General features: G+C 53.5%; 17 protein-coding genes and 2 pseudogenes. 10 read left to right on the top strand and 9 right to left on the bottom strand.

Annotation, left to right across the window (positions count from 1 at the left end):
- Window positions 1–15: 15 nt before the first annotated feature.
- Window positions 16–1389 carry an MFS transporter gene (locus ETG88_RS21245; RefSeq protein ID WP_129036337.1) on the bottom strand — a complete coding sequence of 458 codons (1374 nt, stop codon included), beginning with the start codon at window positions 1387–1389 and terminating at the stop codon, window positions 16–18.
- A gap of 178 nt (window positions 1390–1567) precedes the next feature.
- On the opposite strand from ETG88_RS21245, the gene kdgR reads away from it, so the two are divergent.
- Window positions 1568–2359 (top strand): DNA-binding transcriptional regulator KdgR, encoded by a 792-nt coding sequence (gene kdgR, locus ETG88_RS21240; protein WP_100779811.1) that lies wholly within the window; start codon window positions 1568–1570, stop codon window positions 2357–2359.
- Between the two features lie 60 nt (window positions 2360–2419).
- Here the strand turns inward: kdgR and ETG88_RS21235 are convergent, their stop codons facing one another.
- On the bottom strand, window positions 2420–2659 hold the full coding sequence (locus tag ETG88_RS21235) for a YobH family protein (RefSeq protein ID WP_129036336.1): 240 nt from the start codon (window positions 2657–2659) through the stop codon (window positions 2420–2422).
- A gap of 160 nt (window positions 2660–2819) precedes the next feature.
- On the opposite strand from ETG88_RS21235, the gene mgrB reads away from it, so the two are divergent.
- The 7 genes and pseudogenes from mgrB (at window position 2820) to rlmA (ending at window position 8047) form a co-directional block, all read left to right on the top strand.
- Window positions 2820–2963 (top strand): PhoP/PhoQ regulatory lipoprotein MgrB, encoded by a 144-nt coding sequence (mgrB, locus tag ETG88_RS21230; RefSeq protein WP_100779813.1) that lies wholly within the window; start codon window positions 2820–2822, stop codon window positions 2961–2963.
- Window positions 2964–3036: 73 nt separating this feature from the next.
- Window positions 3037–3327, top strand: a complete 291-nt coding sequence (locus ETG88_RS21225; RefSeq protein ID WP_129036335.1) for a YebO family protein — start codon at window positions 3037–3039, stop codon at window positions 3325–3327.
- 22 nt (window positions 3328–3349) lie between these two features.
- Window positions 3350–4339: an MBL fold metallo-hydrolase gene (locus ETG88_RS21220; RefSeq protein WP_129036334.1), complete on the top strand. Its 990-nt coding sequence runs from the start codon at window positions 3350–3352 to the stop codon at window positions 4337–4339.
- A 521-nt stretch (window positions 4340–4860) separates the two neighbouring features.
- Window positions 4861–5005, top strand: a pseudogene (locus tag ETG88_RS21215) (DUF2627 domain-containing protein).
- A gap of 12 nt (window positions 5006–5017) precedes the next feature.
- Window positions 5018–5227: a transcription antiterminator/RNA stability regulator CspE gene (gene cspE / locus ETG88_RS21210; RefSeq protein WP_001062678.1), complete on the top strand. Its 210-nt coding sequence runs from the start codon at window positions 5018–5020 to the stop codon at window positions 5225–5227.
- Window positions 5228–5446: 219 nt separating this feature from the next.
- Entirely contained in the window at window positions 5447–7165 is a 1719-nt protein-coding gene (gene ftsI, locus ETG88_RS21205) for a peptidoglycan glycosyltransferase FtsI (RefSeq protein ID WP_129036333.1), read from the top strand.
- 66 nt (window positions 7166–7231) lie between these two features.
- Window positions 7232–8047 carry a 23S rRNA (guanine(745)-N(1))-methyltransferase gene (gene rlmA, locus ETG88_RS21200; RefSeq protein ID WP_129036332.1) on the top strand — a complete coding sequence of 272 codons (816 nt, stop codon included), beginning with the start codon at window positions 7232–7234 and terminating at the stop codon, window positions 8045–8047.
- Here the strand turns inward: rlmA and mntP are convergent.
- The 5 genes from mntP to manX all read right to left on the bottom strand — a co-directional run bounded on the left by mntP (window position 8044) and on the right by manX (window position 12202).
- Window positions 8044–8610 carry a manganese efflux pump MntP gene (gene mntP / locus ETG88_RS21195; RefSeq protein WP_129036331.1) on the bottom strand — a complete coding sequence of 189 codons (567 nt, stop codon included), beginning with the start codon at window positions 8608–8610 and terminating at the stop codon, window positions 8044–8046. The genes rlmA and mntP overlap by 4 nt on opposite strands.
- Before the next feature lie 402 nt (window positions 8611–9012).
- The gene (locus ETG88_RS21190; RefSeq protein ID WP_100779819.1) at window positions 9013–9471 is read right to left on the bottom strand and encodes a DUF986 family protein; all 459 of its coding nucleotides are present in this window, start codon (window positions 9469–9471) and stop codon (window positions 9013–9015) included.
- Window positions 9472–9526: 55 nt separating this feature from the next.
- Window positions 9527–10378, bottom strand: coding sequence for a PTS mannose transporter subunit IID (locus tag ETG88_RS21185; protein ID WP_154125742.1), 852 nt, complete (start codon window positions 10376–10378; stop codon window positions 9527–9529).
- 12 nt (window positions 10379–10390) lie between these two features.
- The gene (manY, locus tag ETG88_RS21180; RefSeq protein ID WP_022648448.1) at window positions 10391–11191 is read right to left on the bottom strand and encodes a PTS mannose transporter subunit IIC; all 801 of its coding nucleotides are present in this window, start codon (window positions 11189–11191) and stop codon (window positions 10391–10393) included.
- 48 nt (window positions 11192–11239) lie between these two features.
- Complete coding sequence (gene manX, locus ETG88_RS21175; protein WP_102103961.1) at window positions 11240–12202, bottom strand: PTS mannose transporter subunit IIAB; 963 nt, start codon at window positions 12200–12202, stop codon at window positions 11240–11242.
- A gap of 317 nt (window positions 12203–12519) precedes the next feature.
- Between manX and ETG88_RS22675 the strand changes: the two genes are divergently transcribed.
- Both ETG88_RS22675 and yoaE read left to right on the top strand, forming a co-directional pair.
- Complete coding sequence (locus tag ETG88_RS22675; protein WP_371923348.1) at window positions 12520–12678, top strand: protein YoaL; 159 nt, start codon at window positions 12520–12522, stop codon at window positions 12676–12678.
- On the top strand, window positions 12666–14225 hold the full coding sequence (yoaE, locus tag ETG88_RS21170) for a CNNM family cation transport protein YoaE (RefSeq protein ID WP_129036330.1): 1560 nt from the start codon (window positions 12666–12668) through the stop codon (window positions 14223–14225). The genes ETG88_RS22675 and yoaE overlap by 13 nt, the downstream gene beginning before the upstream one ends.
- A gap of 6 nt (window positions 14226–14231) precedes the next feature.
- Here the strand turns inward: yoaE and ETG88_RS21165 are convergent.
- Window positions 14232–15829, bottom strand: a pseudogene (locus ETG88_RS21165) (EAL domain-containing protein).
- 189 nt (window positions 15830–16018) lie between these two features.
- Entirely contained in the window at window positions 16019–17383 is a 1365-nt protein-coding gene (sdaA, locus tag ETG88_RS21160) for an L-serine ammonia-lyase (protein WP_100779824.1), read from the bottom strand.
- Window positions 17384–17436: the final 53 nt, after the last annotated feature.

Below are 17436 nucleotides of genomic sequence, written 5' to 3'. Positions count from 1 at the left end.
GCCGCCCGGCTTTTTTTATGCCTGAGCTCGGGGTTGCGTCACGCGCAGGCCGCTGATAATGGCGGCGATAGTCGCCAGCGTTCCGGCGGTAAACAGGGCCAGATGCGTGCCATTCTGCCCGGCAAGGTTAAACATCAGCGCCACCAGTGCGGCACCAGAGCTTTGACCTAACAGGCGCGCGGTGCCGAGCATTCCACTGGCGCCGCCGCTGCGATGGCGCGGTGCGGCAGTAATGATGGTGTGGTTGTTCGGTGACTGGAACAGACCAAAACCGGCTCCGCACAGCACCATTCGCCAGATAATATCCAGATCCGTTGGCGCAGAAGGCAACATCGCCAGCGCGAATAGCCCGGTTGCCATCACCACCAGTCCTAACGCACCCAGCAAACCCGCATGAACGCGTTCAATGAGATAGCCCGCAAGCGGGGCCATCACCATGGTTGCCAGCGGCCAGGGGGTCAGCAGCAGCCCGGTCCCCACTTCCGTTCGTCCAATCACCCCTTGCAAGAAAAAGGGCAGCGAAACCAGCGCCAGCATCTGGGCGCAGAACGAGCAGATGGACGTCCCGATGGAAAGAGAAAAGAGCGGAATACGCAGCAGATCAACAGGCAAAAGAGGGACGGGCAACGCCAGCTGACGGCGCACGAAAAAGTAGCCGATGATCAGCATCGCAACGATTTCAGCCGCAATGAGCGTGAGCGATTGTCCCTGAGCAAATCCGCTCAGCGCCGTGATCAGCAGACCAAAGGTCAGGGCATTCATCACTGCGCTGGGAAGATCGAAACGCGGCATCGCGCTCTTAGCACTGTTTTCAGGCAAATAGCGCAGGGCAAAGAGCAGGGCGATAATCCCGAGCGGAACGTTAATCAGGAACAGCCATTGCCACGACGCCACCGAGAGAATCGCGGCCGCGATAGTCGGACCGGCGGCAGACGAGACTGCGACAATGAAAGAGTTGATCCCCATTCCGCGCCCAAGCTGGCGCTGAGGGTATATCAGGCGGATCAGTGCGGTATTGACGCTCATCAGCGCAGCCCCGCCGAAACCCTGCGCAATACGCGCAAATGTCAGGGTGTGCAGTGAGTCAGACAGGGCGCAAAAAAGGGAGGTCAGGGTAAAGACGACCAGCCCGCACTGGTAGACGCGGCGATAGCCGAACATGTCGCCGAGAAACGAGAACGAAAGCAGCGAAACTACGATGGCGATCTGGTAAGCATTGACCACCCAAATGGAGCTGGCGGGAGACGCGTGCAGGTCGCTGGCGATGGTCGGGAGCGCCACGTTGGCTATGGCACCATCAAGCACTGCCATTGAAATACCAATGATAATGGTCGCGATCGCGCCGTACCGTTGCGGTAAAGGCAAGCCATCAGAGGACAGTTTTTCCATGGGAAATGAAACGCTCAGAGTGATATTATTATCAGAATCACTATTTTAGCACTGTTAATTCGGTTTTATGTCGCAGATTTGTAACGAAGTAAACGCAGATTGATTGCAGCATCTCGGTCACGAATTTATAATAAAAACCGGTTCTGATTTTTATAAAACACTCTCAATGAGGTGATAAATGGCAATCGCAGATTTGGATAAGCAGCCAGATTCTGTTTCTTCCGTGCTGAAGGTGTTTGGCATCTTACAGGCGCTGGGTGAAGAGCGCGAAATTGGTATTACAGAGTTATCGCAGCGTGTGATGATGTCAAAAAGCACCGTTTATCGCTTTCTGCAAACCATGAAATCCCTGGGTTATGTCGCACAGGAAGGTGAATCAGAGAAATATTCTCTGACCCTGAAACTGTTCGAACTCGGTGCCCGCGCGCTGCAAAACGTCGATCTGATCCGCAGCGCCGATATTCAGATGCGCGAGCTTTCACGCTTAACGAAAGAGACCGTCCACCTGGGCGCGCTGGATGAAGACAGCATTGTCTATATCCATAAAATCGACTCTATGTACAACCTGCGCATGTATTCGCGCATTGGTCGTCGTAACCCGCTCTACAGTACCGCCATCGGTAAAGTGCTGTTGGCGTGGCGCGATCGCGAGGAAGTCAAAGAGATCCTTGAAGGTGTGGAATACAAACGCAGCACCGAGCGCACTATCACCAGCACTGAAGAGTTGCTGGCCGTGCTGGATCACGTGCGTGAGCAGGGTTACGGCGAAGACAATCAGGAGCAGGAAGAGGGGCTGCGTTGTATCGGCGTTCCAGTGTTTGACCGCTTCGGTGTCGTCATTGCAGGCCTGAGTATTTCGTTCCCGACGCTGCGCTTCTCTGAAGAGCGTCTGCATGAATATGTTGCCATGCTGCACACCGCAGCACGCAAGATTTCAGAACAAATGGGTTACAACGACTATCCGTTCTGAATCCGACAATAAAAAACGCCGCTGAAAATGCGGCGTTTCTGTATCTGTGAGTCAATCGACTTATCCGTTGTCGACTACTGTCTGGCTTTTGCGCAGAACCGGGCAGTTTGAGAAACCAATAATTCCGCTGTCGCTGTGTAAATATTGCGCGGTACTGGTGCCTCGGGCAGTCAGATATTTACACTGAATCCCCAGTCCTGCCGCATTTTCTGTGCTTCCCACCAGCACGCCGTATCCCGTCAGTAATAAACCAATCCATAAAATGGCCAGGACAATAATTGTCCGAATAATGATGCGCATGAATGCCTCATTTTTTTGCTAATAATGCTGTTAAGCGTAATAGTTTTACTCTATGAAACAAGTGCATGATTCCGAAAATTTTCTGATGCAGGTACAGTTAGCCCTTGTTTAAGATAACCGTGATAACCTGGTCATATCAGGTCAAAAGACGGAGTGTGGAGTGAAAAAGTTTCGCTGGGTAATTCTGGTTGTTGTACTGATTGCCTGTGTCATTTTGTGGACACAGACGATCAATGTCATGTGCGATCAGGATGTACAGTTTTTTAGCGGTATTTGCGCAATAAATCAATTCATCCCCTGGTAGTATTCATTTTTCTAACAGATGGTACCCTTCCTCTGCGTCAGTGCTAAAATGGCGTTTTTATTGAGGTGGTAAAATGGGTGAGTTACTGAATTCGGGGCTACTGAACGTAGCCTCACTGGCGATCTCTCTGGTCGTGATGATTATCGGCCTGGCGCTGTGGTTCTTTGTGAATCGCGCCAGTTCTCGCACGGATGAGCAGATTGAACTGCTGGAAGCCTTGCTTGATCAGCAGAAACGCCAGAATGCGTTGCTGCGCCGTCTGTGCGAAGCTAACGAGCCAGAAGAGAAAGACGAGCCAAAAGCCGCTGAAGCAGTGGTAAACGAAGACGAAGATGATTTCATTCGTCTGGTGGCTGAACGCTAACGGATGAGCGGGGGAGGTGGCTGTGGTCTGGAAAAATCCCTGGTATAACCCCTCCCTGAAACATCATGCTCCCGATGGGTTTCGCAACCTCGACTTTACTGGCCATCAGCCCGGCGACGTCGAGCGGTGGCGCAAGGAGCGCAAAGCGGCGGGATTACCCAAACCGCCCACGCAGGGTTATGACGAATTTATTCGCCAGTGGTGGCAGCCTGCCGAACTGAACGACCGGCCAGAAGATGGCGTCTGGTGGCTGGGGCATGCCAGTGTGCTGCTGCGTTTAAGCGGGCAATATTTGCTGACCGATCCTGTTTTTTCCCGACGCGCCTCGCCGCTCCCTTTTTTTGGACCGCAACGCAAGACACCCCCGGTTTTAACCGTCGACACGCTTCCACACATTGATGCGTTGGTGATTTCCCACAACCATTACGATCATCTCGATTCCGCTACTGTTCGTCACCTGTTGCGGCGTTTCCCTGAACTCACTGTGTGTGTGCCGCTGGGCCTCGGCGACTGGTTTCGTCGTCGCGGTGCTAAAAATATCCTTGAGCTGGACTGGTGGCAGACCGCTGTGTTTCAGGGGATTACGCTGACCGCCGTTCCGGCCCAGCACTGGAGTATGCGCACTTTCTGGGACAGAAATCGCTCATTGTGGTGCGGCTGGGTATGTGAAGGAGCAGATCAGCGTTTTTGGTTTAGCGGTGATACGGGTTATACGCCAGATTTGCTCGCCATCCCACAGCGCTTGGGGCAGATCACCGCCGCCGCGCTGCCCGCCGGGGCGTATGCACCACGCTGGTTCATGTCGGCCCATCATATGGATCCGCAATCTGCCATCAAGCTCTGGCAGCAAATGGGAATGCCGCTCGCATTTCCGATCCACTGGGGTGTGTTCGAGCTGGCCGACGAGTCCCTCGACGAGCCGGTGCAGGAGCTTACACAGGCGCTGGAAAATGAAGCGGGGATTAACGACAAGTTTAGAATATTGAAAATTGGTCAATATTTATCCCTGTGATCTAATACCGCCTCGCTGAATATATTCTCTATTCCAACCCTGTCCCTCAGATGTATTTCCATCGAAACGTTTTTCTTGCTTTCTTTTGCACCAGGATGAAAGACGTTTCATTATTTTGGTGCAATACACCAAACTGTCATCTCCGACATATATGATGAAGCCGCGCAATTTATAGCCGGTTTATTTCAGTGTAAAACTCAAACCCTTACGTTGATTTCAGCATAACTTTTCGCAAATTGTTCTAACTCAATCATTGCATTTATTAAACTTTCGGCACTGGCTGGATCTATATCAAAGATTGAGCTAAGGTAAAATTGCTTTAGATTACAGGCGCTACGCTGGCGCCTGTCTTGCGGTTCGCTTTGGTCTGGCGGCGGCAGTGCGCGCAAGCAGTTGTGCATAATGTCGCAGGCTGAGATCGGAGTTTGTGCGGCGGATCTAGACACGTTTAAAAATGGCTTGCCATAATTATCGTTGTATGTAATAACACGTTTTGGGTCAAACGAGGTACAGTTCTGTTTATGTGTGGCATTTTCAGTAAAGAAGTCCTGAGTAAACACGTTGTCGTTGAATACCGCTTCTCTGCCGAACCTTATATTAGTGCCTCAAGCAGTAATGTCTCAGTTTTATCTATGTCAATGCCTGCGGGCTAAGAAAACAATCTAAGGAATTTTGCAAATGGCAAAGATTAAAGGTCAAGTTAAGTGGTTCAACGAGTCTAAAGGTTTTGGTTTCATTACTCCTGCTGACGGCAGCAAAGACGTGTTCGTACACTTCTCTGCAATCCAGGGTAACGGCTTCAAAACTCTGGCTGAAGGCCAGAACGTTGAGTTCGAAATTCAGGACGGCCAGAAAGGTCCGGCTGCTGTTAACGTAACCGCTATCTGATCGAATCCCTGCTGACTTAGAAGCGCTACGGCGCCTCACACTCAGACATCAAGCCTCGCGTATGCGGGGCTTTTTTAATCCTCTTTTTTCAAAATGTTACCCCGTTCGCTTCTGTTCGTAGTTTGTTGCAAAGCTGCGAGATTAGAAGCATTGTTTTCGCACCTAATGTCACGTTTTTCCCGTTAAATCAGGGCGTTGTTAATCTGACCTGGAGTCCGGGTGAAAAAGAAAACCTCTGATCCTGCCGGAAACTTCACCCCGGCGCGTTTTGTCCTGCTGTGTATCGCCATTCTAGGTAGTCTTGCCTTTCTGCTGGGCCGCGTCGCATGGCTGCAAATCATCAAGCCTGACAACCTGGTAAAACAGGAAGATATGCGATCTCTGCGCGAAGTGGCGATTAACGCCCCGCGTGGGATGATCACCGATCGCGAAGGCCGTCCGCTGGCGGTGAGTGTGCCGGTACAGGCAGTCTGGGCCGATCCGAAAACGGTGCTGGCGAAAGGCGGCGTCGGTTTTGATGACCGCTGGCAGGCGCTTGCCAGTGCGCTGCATATTTCGCTGAGCAGCCTGGCTGCGCGGATCAACAGTACCCCTCAGGGGCGCTTTATTTACCTTGCCCGTCAGGTTGACCCTTCTCAGGCGCAGTGGATCGATAAACTTAACCTGCCGGGGATCAATCTGCGCGACGAATCGCGCCGTTTTTATCCCGCCGGGCATGTGGCGGCCAATTTGCTCGGATTCACTAACATCGACGGGCAGGGGATTGAAGGCGTAGAAAAGAGTTTCAACGCGCAGCTGACCGGTAAACCTGGCGTGCGGCGAGTCAGGGAAGATCGCTACGGTCACGTGATCGAGAATCTGACGGAGGTCTCGCCGGTTCCTGCGCACAATATCCAGCTGAGCATCGACGAGCGACTCCAGACCATCACCGAAGACGCGCTGGACAACGCCGTCGCGTGGAACAAAGCTGAGTCGGGCGCGGCGGTGTTGATCAACGTACAAACCGGGGAAATCCTCTCGATGGCGAGTTTTCCGGATTTCAACCCGAATAACAGGGAAGGGGCCACGCTGAATGATTTCCGTAATCGGGCGATCAGCGACACCTTCGAACCAGGCTCAACCGTCAAACCGCTGGTTTTGATGACCGCGCTACAGCAGGGCCTCGTCCAGCCCGACAGCGTGATTGATACCCATCCGTACACGCTCGACGGCCATCGCATTCGCGACGTCGGCTACTATCCGGAGCTGTCCCTCACCGGCATCCTGCAAAAATCGAGCGATACGGGCGTCTCCCGCCTGTCACTGGCGATGCCAATTCAGCATCTGCTGGATACCTATCAGGGTTTCGGTTTTGGGTCGTCTACCGGGCTGGGGCTGACTGGAGAGAGCAGCGGCCTGTTACCGCAACGTAAATTCTGGAGTCAGCTCGATCGCGCCACCTTTGCGTTTGGCTATGGTCTGATGGTTACGCCGCTGCAGCTGGCGCATGTGTATGCCACTATCGGCAGCTATGGCCTGGAGCGGCCGCTGTCGATCACGCGTATCGATCCACCGGTTATGGGGCACCAGGTGATGCCGGAAGAGATTGTGCATCAGGTGGAACATATGATGGAGAGCGTCGCGCTGCCGGGCGGTGGCGGGATTAAAGCGGCGGTACGCGATTATCGGGTGGCCATAAAAACCGGTACCGCGAAAAAGATTGGTGATGACGGAAAGTATGTCGATAAATATGTCGCTTACACGGCAGGCGTGGCGCCAGCCAGTCATCCGATGTTTGCCCTGGCTGTGGTGATTAACGATCCGCAAAACGGCAGCTATTACGGCGGGGCGGTCTCTGCACCGGTATTCAGCCAGATTATGGGAGATGTTTTGCGCATTGAAAACGTTGAGCCGGACGGTTTACCGCCTGATTCGAACCATCTTATCGTGATGCGTTAAGCCAGGCGTTTTATACCAGGGCGAATAGCGGTACACTTTCGCCCTTTGATATTGTCTGGAGTTACCATGTCATTCAGTTGTCCCTTATGCCACGCGCTGCTGACGCACGACGAAAATAGCTATACCTGTCCGCAGGGGCACCGGTTTGACAAGGCGAAAGAAGGGTATGTGAATTTGCTGCCCGTTCAGCACAAACGCTCCCGCGATCCGGGTGATTCCGCTGAGATGATGCAGGCGCGCCGTGCGTTTCTCGACGCCGGGCATTATCAGCCGTTGCGCTACGCTGTCGCTGAGTGGCTCGCCACAATGCTTGAGCAGAACGCCACTTCTGTACTCGATATTGGCTGCGGAGAAGGCTACTACACGGCGGCATTTGCCCAGGTAGCCAGCGAAAAAGGCGCGCAAACCGTCGGCCTGGATGTGTCGAAATCAGCGATCCGTGCGGCGGCGAAGCGCTATCCGCAGGTCACTTTCTGCGTCGCCTCCAGCCATCGTTTGCCGTTTGACGATGCCAGCCAGGACGCCATTATCCGTATCTACGCCCCGTGCAAGGCAGAAGAGCTGGCGCGAGTGGTTAAACCGGGCGGATGGGTCATCACTGTAACGCCAGGGCCGAAACACCTGATGGAAATGAAAGGGCTGATTTACGATGAGGTTCGCCTGCATGCGCCGCATTCTGAGCAGCTTAGCGGTTTTACGCTGCGCCACGCGCAGTCATTGGGCTATGAAATGAGCCTGACGGGTGAAGAGGCGGTGGCGCTGTTACAGATGACGCCATTTGCGTGGCGGGCCAAACCTGAAGTGTGGGAAACCTTAGGAAAACAAAATGTGTTCCGCTGCCAGACAGATTTTAGCCTTCACTGCTGGCAGCGCGAGAGTTAACCGTAGAAGTGCGACCAGAGAATCTGTCCGCCAATCCCGATTAAAACAATACCGCCCAGAATTTCGGCTCGCTTACCTAACAGCGGGCCGATAAATCGCCCGACCATCATTCCCAGCGTCGACATAATCAACGTCGCGCAGCCGATAGCCAGCGCTGTGGCGATAATATTGACCTGCAAGAATGCCAGACCGACACCGACCGCCATCGCATCCAGACTGGTGGCGATCGCGGTGGTGACCAGCAGCCAGAAGCCGTGGCGATGGATCGGCGCGTCATCTTCATCGGAATTACCGCGGCAGCCTTCGATAACCATTCGCCCACCGAGGAACGCCAGCAGAATAAAGGCAATCCAGTGGTTCCATTCCAGCACAAACTGACTGGCGAGCATGCCAAGCGCCCAGCCGATCAGCGGAGTGAGGGTTTCGATAGCGCCAAAGATAATACCTGTACGAAGGGCTTCTGAGAATTTAGGTTTGTGGAGTGTGGCACCTTTACCGATGGAAGCAGCGAAAGCGTCCATGGACATGCCGAAAGCGAGAAGGATCGTTGCAGAGATATTCATTTAAAGCGTCCAGACCGGGGATATCCATATGACACATCACTGCCCCCAGTAAACAGCAGTTGATGTCTCAATGGTCTCGCCTGATCTCAGTGCACATGAACTGACTGTGCAGAAAGCGATCCGTACGCACCACGTTTTTCAACGAGTATGTTGACACGTACATTTCCCGGGGACGGGAAATCGGCTACTCCCCAACGACGGCGCAACCTTAACATATTTTGAGAATATAAAACAACAACAGGAAGGTATTATTCTATTAACCAATTGATAACGATTTTCATTTAGATTTATTGGTGAGAATAACGTTAAGGAATATAAGTTAATTCTGAAGGGAATATAGCTGTGGCTATATATTGTTCGTGTGAGAGGGAGACAATATATAGCCATTGCTATAATGATAACCTATTGAGTTTTAACCATTAGTTTGTATATTTTCTCAAGGTCATCAATATTTTTCACCCGAATGAGCAACCGGCGCTGCTCTAATTGCATTACCAGTACGCCATCCTCGGATAAATTCATCTCTTTAATACGGTTATATTCTATCCATACATTGGCGAAGAAAAAGCCATGACTTTTGAAGAGGATCTTTGGCACTCTGATCCAGAAGAGATAAATCGCCATTAATGCCAGCGCACATAATAACCATGTGGTTAATAAAGCACCGTGGCTCATCGCATTGTTGTAAATCAGAATAGCGAGCAGACCGGCGAAGATAAACGCATCAACCCGACCGCGTCGCAGAAGAGGGATGGCAAGCAGTGTCTCGCCGTGGCGGCGCGGCATGATGAATTCGTCGTAAATGGCGTACGCCAGAAGGGCAACAATAAACAGAACCAGTACGATGTCCGTAACCGTCATTCGTCCTCCAGAATAAAAAAACCGGGGGCAAGCCCCCGGCGGATAAAGCAAAAACTTACAGACCCAACAGGCCGATAGCGTAGCCCACGATACCGATGACGAAGAAGCCAACGATAATCCACAGGGCGTTCACTTTCTTACGCAGCAGCCACATACAGGCGAAGGTCAGCAGCAGCGGCACCAGGCCCGGCATTAACTGGTCAAGGATGGTCTGCACGGTAGTCACACGCGTTTGTCCGTCCTGACCGGTAATGGTCGAGACGACAAGCGGGATGTTAACGTGCGTCCACTTGTTTACCAGTGCCCCCATGACAAACAGGCCGAGAATTGACGCCCCCTCAGTCAGTTTTTGCAGGAAGCCGCCGCCCATATCAGAAACGATATCGACACCTTTACGATAGCCGTAAGCGACGCCGTAGTACCGGGTAGCCAGACGAACGGCGTTAAACAGAATGAAGAACAGCAGTGGACCGAGCAGGCTGCCGCTCATCGCGATGCCCGCGCCGAGAGCCGCGAAGACCGGACGCACGGTACCCCAGAAGATTGGGTCGCCCACGCCTGCCAGCGGCCCCATCAGACCGACTTTGATACCGTTGATGGCACCATCGTCAATCTCTGCGCCGTTCGCACGCTGCTCTTCCATTGCCAGCGTTACGCCCAGAACCGGAGCTGCAACGTAAGGATGGGTGTTAAAGAATTCCAGGTGACGTTTAATCGCCTGGCGACGCGCTTCGTTATTTTCCGGATACAGGCGTTTGATGGCCGGTACCATGGAGAAGCAGAAGCCCAGCGCCTGCATACGTTCGAAGTTCCATGAACCCTGGAACAGGTTAGAACGCAGGAATACGCCACGAATATCACCCGGAGTGAGTTTTTTCTCAGTGGTAGTTTTTGTCATATCAACCATTTCGCTCACCTGCTAGTCCAGTTCGTTATCGAGATCGTTGTTACCAGCAGCCTGCGCTGGTGCACCCGCGACGCGGTTATATTTCGGGCTCAGCTGGATGTACAGAATCGCCATCACCGCACCAATCACACCCAGAGCAACCAGGTTGAAGTTAGTGAACGCCGCGGTAACAAAGCCGAGGTAGAAGAACGGCATCAGGTAGCCTGCGCGCATCATGTTGATGACCATCGCGTAACCGACTACCACGATCATGCCACCCGCGATGTTCAGACCGCCGGTCACGACTTCTGGAATCGCGTTGAGCATGCTCTGGACTTCGCTGGTACCCACAGAAATCGCCACGATAACCGCCGGGATAGCGATACGCATGGCCTGCAGGAACAGAGAGGAAACGTGGATCCACGAGAGGGCCGTCAGGTTGCCATTATCGGCCGCCTTATCCGCCGCATGCTGGAAGGCCACGGTGATAGTACGAACGATGATGGTCAGAACCTGGCCTGCTGCTGCCAGTGGGATAGCCAGTGCGATACCGGCACCGATGCTTTGGTGACCGGCAATAACCAGAACCGTTGAGATGATAGATGCCAGCGCTGCATCAGGTGCAACCGCCGCACCGATGTTCATCCAGCCCAGGGCGATCATTTCCAGCGTACCACCGATGATAATACCGGTTTTCATATCGCCAAGAACGGCGCCAATCAACGTACAGGCCACCAGAGGACGGTGGAACTGAAATTCATCAAGTACGGATTCCATACCCGCAATACACGCGACGATGAACACCAGCACAATCTGAAGAGTGGTAATCTCCATTGTACTTCTCCTATAACATAAGCTTTATGTGAAAAATCAGCGCCTGGGTTATTTCCCAACTTTGCCGATCAAATCCATCATTTTCAGTTTCTGATCCGTGGAAACCTTACGGGCTTCCAGCTCAATACCGCGTGCATTCAGCTTATTGAAGGCTTCGATATCTTTTTCATCGACTGAAATCGCGTTATTCACCTGCGTTTTGCCCTGACGGAACGCCATACCGCCAATGTTGACGGAGGTGATCTTCACGCCGCCTTCAACAATGCGCTCGACGTCTGTCGGGTTGGTGAACAGGAGCATCACACGCTCGCCCGCATATTTCGGGTTGTTATACACGCGGATCATCTTGGCGACGTCCACGACGTGTGCGGTAACGCCCGGAGGAGCAACCTGGGTGAGAAGGGTTTTACGCACGTGATCGGCAGCCACTTCGTCGCTGACGACGATAATGCGTTTCACGTTGGTCTCTTTGGTCCAGCGTGTTGCCACCTGGCCGTGGATTAAACGGTCATCGATACGTGCAAGCCCGATCACCATGTAATCGTTCGCGCCCATCGGTTTTGTCGGGACCGCTGCTTTCACTGCCGCTGCGACCGGAGCCGGTTTCTCAACCGGTTGTGCTTTCAGCGCTTTCACGCCTTCGCGACCGGTTTCGACTGCCAGAGCGACCAGTTCGTCAAAGCTCGGGTTATCGTCACGGGCCATCAGCGTTTCCACCAGCATCGGGATGTTTACGCCAGCGACAACTTCATGATGCTCTTTATCGACGACAATGCGGCTGGCGGCGTTAAACGGACTGCCACCCCATGTATCAACGAGAAACAGCACGCCTTTGCTGGTATCCAGTTTCTCCAGCTGAGCAGTGTATTTTTCAATCAGCGTTTCAGCGTTTTCGCCAGGGACGAAATCGATCCAGCCAACGTTTTCCTGCTCACCCAACAGCATTTCTGCGGTTTTGAGTAACTGCTCTGCAGCCCAACCATGTGTGCCTATCACAATAGCAATGGTCACTTGCTACCTCCTTTTATTATCATGAATACATCTGCCAGGCAGATGTACTGAGAATCTTCCCCGGCGTACCGAATCGATTCAGATAAAGGGTTAGAGTTAAATTAACGAAGACTTCCGTGAATTATTTTAGATAGTGAAAAAATAATTTATGTGATGAAGATCCGTAATTTAGCTTCACAGAGGAGATTTATCCCAAATGAAAATCGACTCTGTTACAGATCTTTGCAAAGGAAAGTAAATCTTTGCTAAAAAGCCATTGTCTCTGATATGTTTAGCCTCCGTTTAATTACCAGGAGTATAGGGCTACAGCCCACTGTATGGACCGTCACCGACGTCAGTCATCTTCCAGGCCATTTTGCGCCTCGCACGCCGGCGATCCTCGCCACTCGTTGAACATGTCTACCGCCATTTCGCCCACACTTTCCGGGGCGCCGTTTTGTCATTCCTTTAGCAGGAGCTTGTCATGGAATTCTTAATGGACCCGTCAATCTGGGTGGGATTACTCACGCTGGTTGTTCTCGAGATTGTTCTTGGTATCGACAACCTGGTGTTTATCGCCATCCTTGCGGATAAGCTGCCGCCTAAACAGCGCGACAAAGCGCGTTTAATCGGTCTTTCGCTGGCGCTGATCATGCGTCTTGCGCTGCTGTCCGTTATTTCGTGGATGGTTACCCTGACCAAACCGCTGTTTACCGTCTGGGATTTCACCTTCTCCGGTCGTGATTTGATCATGCTGGTGGGGGGGCTATTCCTGCTGTTCAAGGCCACCACCGAGTTGCATGAACGGCTGGAGAACCGCCAGCACGACGACGGGCACGGTAAAGGCTATGCGAGTTTCTGGGTTGTTGTCGCACAGATCGTGGTGCTCGATGCCGTGTTCTCCCTGGACGCGGTAATTACCGCCGTCGGTATGGTGAACCACCTGCCGGTGATGATGGCTGCGGTTGTGATTGCGATGGCCGTGATGCTGTTGGCCTCGAAGCCACTGACTCGCTTTGTGAACGAACATCCAACGGTGGTGGTGCTGTGTCTTAGCTTCCTGCTGATGATTGGTCTGAGCCTGGTCGCAGAAGGTTTCGGCTTCCATATTCCGAAAGGCTACCTGTACGCCGCGATTGGCTTCTCGATCATTATCGAACTGTTTAACCAGATTGCGCGTCGCAACTTCATTAAGCAGCAGTCGAATCAGCCGCTGCGCGCCCGTACCGCTGACGCCATCCTGCGTCTGATGGGCGGTCGCCGACAGACGACCGTCCAGCCGGAAAACGCGAACGGTAACCCGGTGCCGGTTCCGGAAGGGGCGTTCGTTGAAGAAGAGCGCTACATGATTAACGGCGTGCTGTCGCTGGCCTCCCGCTCATTGCGCGGCATTATGACGCCACGCGGAGAAATCAGCTGGGTCGATGCCAACCTGAGCGTCGATGAAATCCGCCAGCAGTTGCTCTCCTCACCGCACAGCCTGTTCCCGGTGTGTCGCGGTGAGCTGGATGAAATCATCGGTGTCGTGCGCGCCAAAGAGTTGCTGGTGGCGCTGGAAGAGGGCGTTAATGTCGAAGCGATTGCGGCGGCCTCACCGGCGATAGTGGTTCCGGAAACGCTGGACCCGATCAACCTGCTGGGCGTGCTGCGTCGTGCGCGCGGTAGCTTTGTGATCGTCACCAACGAATTTGGCGTAGTACAAGGCCTGGTCACGCCGCTGGACGTGCTGGAAGCCATTGCCGGTGAATTCCCGGACGCCGATGAAACGCCAGAAATCGTGGCGGATGGCGACGGCTGGCTGGTCAAAGGGACAACCGATCTGCACGCTCTGCAGCACACGCTGGGTCTCGATAACGTCATCAACGATGAAGAAGATATCGCGACCGTTGCCGGATTAGTGATTGCCGTGAACGGCCAGATCCCGCGCGTTGGCGATATCATTGAGCTGCCGCCGCTGCAAATCACCATCATGCAGGCAAATGATTACCGCGTAGACCTGGTGCGTATTGTTAAAGAGCAGTCCGCCCACGACGAAGAAGAGTAATCAGGCTTAGCGTAAGGGCATAATCGGAACGATATGCCCATTCCGCGGTGCTGGTGGAGGCGAGCTTTCCGCCAGCCACCGCGGAAAATCTTTCAGCGGCATCGGCCGCGCATACAAAAATCCCTGCAAAATCGTCACGCCGTGATCGCGCAAATAGCGCGCCTGCTCCTGCGTCTCCACCCCTTCCGCCACCAGTTCAAGATTCAGCCGCTGGCCCAGGGCGATAATCATATCCGTCACCGTCGAATTCACCGCATCCGTCCCGAGCGCCGTGGTGAAAGATTTATCGATTTTCAGCACGTCAGGGCGCAGTTTCTCCAGCCAGGAGAGCGAACTGCTGCCGGTGCCAAAATCATCAATCGCCAGTTTGACCTCTTTGCGATGCAGTTCTCGCACAATGCGATAATCCATGTCCAGCAGGGCATCCCGTTCGGTGAGTTCAACAATCAGCTGCTGTTTGGGATGCGCGCTGAACCAGTAGCGGTTCAAATCCTGTAACAACATTCCGTTGCGAAAATGGCTGGCCGCCACGTTAATCCCGATATGAAAGCCTTTATTAGCGGGAAAATAGCCAATCTGACGGACGGTTTCTGCGATCACGTAGCGCGTCAGAGGAACAATTAGATTGTGCTCCTCAGCCAGCGGAATAAAAACATCCGGGGAGATCCACCCCTGACGGGGATTATTCCAGCGCAGCAAGATCTCCACGCCGACGCATTTCTGCGTGCGGGCATTGAGTAACGGCTGGCAAAACAGCTCAAACTCGCGTGCAGCCAGGCCGAGATTAAGCTCCCATGTGAAGCTCATGCGACTGGCAGTGGCAAGCCAGGCGATATAGCCCAGCAGCAGGCTCAACAGCACCGCCAGCGGGAGCTGGGAGGGCAGATTTTTCAGCGCCAGCTGGCTCGCGCCAGGCCCGCTGACGGTAATGGTGAAGGGGAAGTGGGCCGAAGATTGACGCAGGATCATCGCGTCATCGGTATAGGTGAGCGTGTCGGTCACATTCTGACCGTAACGAAGAAATTTATTGCCCGCGCTTAAGCTCACGTCTGTGATCAGCGGAGGCTGCGGCTCAAGCATCATGCGGGTGATAAGCTCGATATTCACAACCTGCATCACGCCGTCTTCGCCGCTGTCAGAGACGGGATACCACTGGATTAAAATCGGGCTGCCTTTCAGCAGCGATTTATCCGTCGACAGCACCAGCTGCGGCTGGCTTGAGGGTAATGCCGGTTGTATCTGCCGGATCGGCACGTCGCGGATGCCAAAAATACTGGAGCAGTAGAGGATCCCGTCTTTGATCAGCCCAATAGAGCGTACGGTTTGCAGAGTTGCAGCCTGTTTTCGTAACGACAGATGGATATCAACGCAGGGGGCACCCACCAGGGATTGCAGTTTTTCGCGGCCACTCTCAAGGGGAATAAGGATACTGTCCAGCGCATTCACAGAGTGGTTTGCAAAGGCGTGAATACGGTCCTGATTGACATTACGCTGTGAAATAAACCGAAAGCTCAGGGTCAAAAAGAGCGTAAAAAGCGCCACCAGCACACAGACAATAATGCGGTTTCGGCGATAGCTTTTAATGATCCTTGCGCAGTTTGCATGAAAAGGACGCTCGATAAGCCGCCAGCACCAGGCGCCGGGGCAACACAGAAAGTGTAGTGGGGAAATGTTAAGGTGACGAGACAGCGGAGAAAATTCGCCCATCCGTTGCAGATGGGCATATCCCCGTCATACTTCACGCCGTATTACACGTCCTGCGGCGTGACATATTCAGGGGATAGTCGAAATGGTTAGTCGCACTGCACCTTGATCGCCAGGCCACCGCGAGAGGTTTCACGGTATTTGGCGTTCATGTCTTTGCCGGTTTCGTACATGGTCTCAATGACCTTATCCAGCGACACACGCGGCTCGCTGGTGCGGCGCATGGCCATACGCGAGGCGTTGATCGCTTTCACGGAGGCGATGGCGTTACGCTCGATGCACGGTACCTGCACCTGTCCTGCAACCGGGTCGCACGTCAGACCAAGGTTATGTTCCATCCCGATTTCCGCTGCCACGCAAACCTGTTCCGGGCTGGCACCTAGCAGTTCAGACAGGCCCGCCGCCGCCATGGAACAGGCTACGCCCACTTCACCCTGACAGCCCACTTCAGCACCGGAGATGGAGGCATTCATTTTGTACAATGCGCCCACGGCACCCGCTGCGAGGAAATAGCGGATGTAAATGTCAGGCGTCACTGGCTCGATAAAGTGATCGTAATAGGCCAGCACCGCCGGAACGATACCGCATGCGCCGTTAGTGGGTGCCGTCACCACGCGGCCACCGGCGGCGTTCTCTTCGTTCACCGCCAGCGCAAACATATTCACCCAGTCGACCACGTTCATCGGGTCGTTGGAGAATTTATCGGTCGTCACCAGCATACGGCGCAGGGCTGAGGCACGACGCGGTACGCGCAGTGGCCCAGGCAGAACGCCTTCGGTATTGATCCCACGGTCGATACAGGCCTGCATGGTCTGCCACACGTTAGCAAAATAGTCTTCGATCTCTTTTTTGCTGTGCAGCGCCAGTTCGTTTTGCATCACCATGCCGGAGAGCGACAGGCCGGTCTGTTTGCAGTAGTCGAGCATTTCCTGCGCAGACTTGAACGGATAAGGGACGTTAACGTCGCCTGCCGTGTCTTTGCCAAAGTGCTCTTCGTCGACGATAAAACCGCCGCCGATGGAGTAATAGGTTTTGCTGTAGATCACTTTGTCGCCGTTGAAGGCGTGGATCTGCATGCCGTTTTCGTGCAGTGACAGGTTATCACTGCGGAAACGCATGCCGTCGTCGTGGGGGAAATCCACTTCATGCTTGCCGTTAGCCAGCAGCAGGCGACCGCGTGTTTCAGTGTCGCGGATAAACGCCGGAATGGCGTCAATATCCACTGTGTCCGGCATGTTACCTGCCAGACCCATAATAATGGCGATATCGGTGTGGTGGCCCTTACCCGTTAAAGAGAGTGAACCGTAAACGTCAACGGCCACACGGGTAGTGCTTTCCAGTAATCCTTTTTCGACCAGATCATCGACGAACTGTTTACCGGCCTTCATCGGCCCTACAGTGTGGGAAGAAGACGGGCCAATCCCCACTTTGAACATGTCGAATATACTAATCACTTTCTTACTCCTGACAGGGTTACCGGGGTTCCAGTAACGATGTTATAACTGCG

The sequence above is a fragment of the Lelliottia nimipressuralis genome, assembly GCF_004115925.1.
Lineage (GTDB): Bacteria > Pseudomonadota > Gammaproteobacteria > Enterobacterales > Enterobacteriaceae > Enterobacter > Enterobacter nimipressuralis.
Note: the sequence above shows the minus strand (reverse complement) of the source record. Positions and strands in the feature narration are given on the sequence as shown.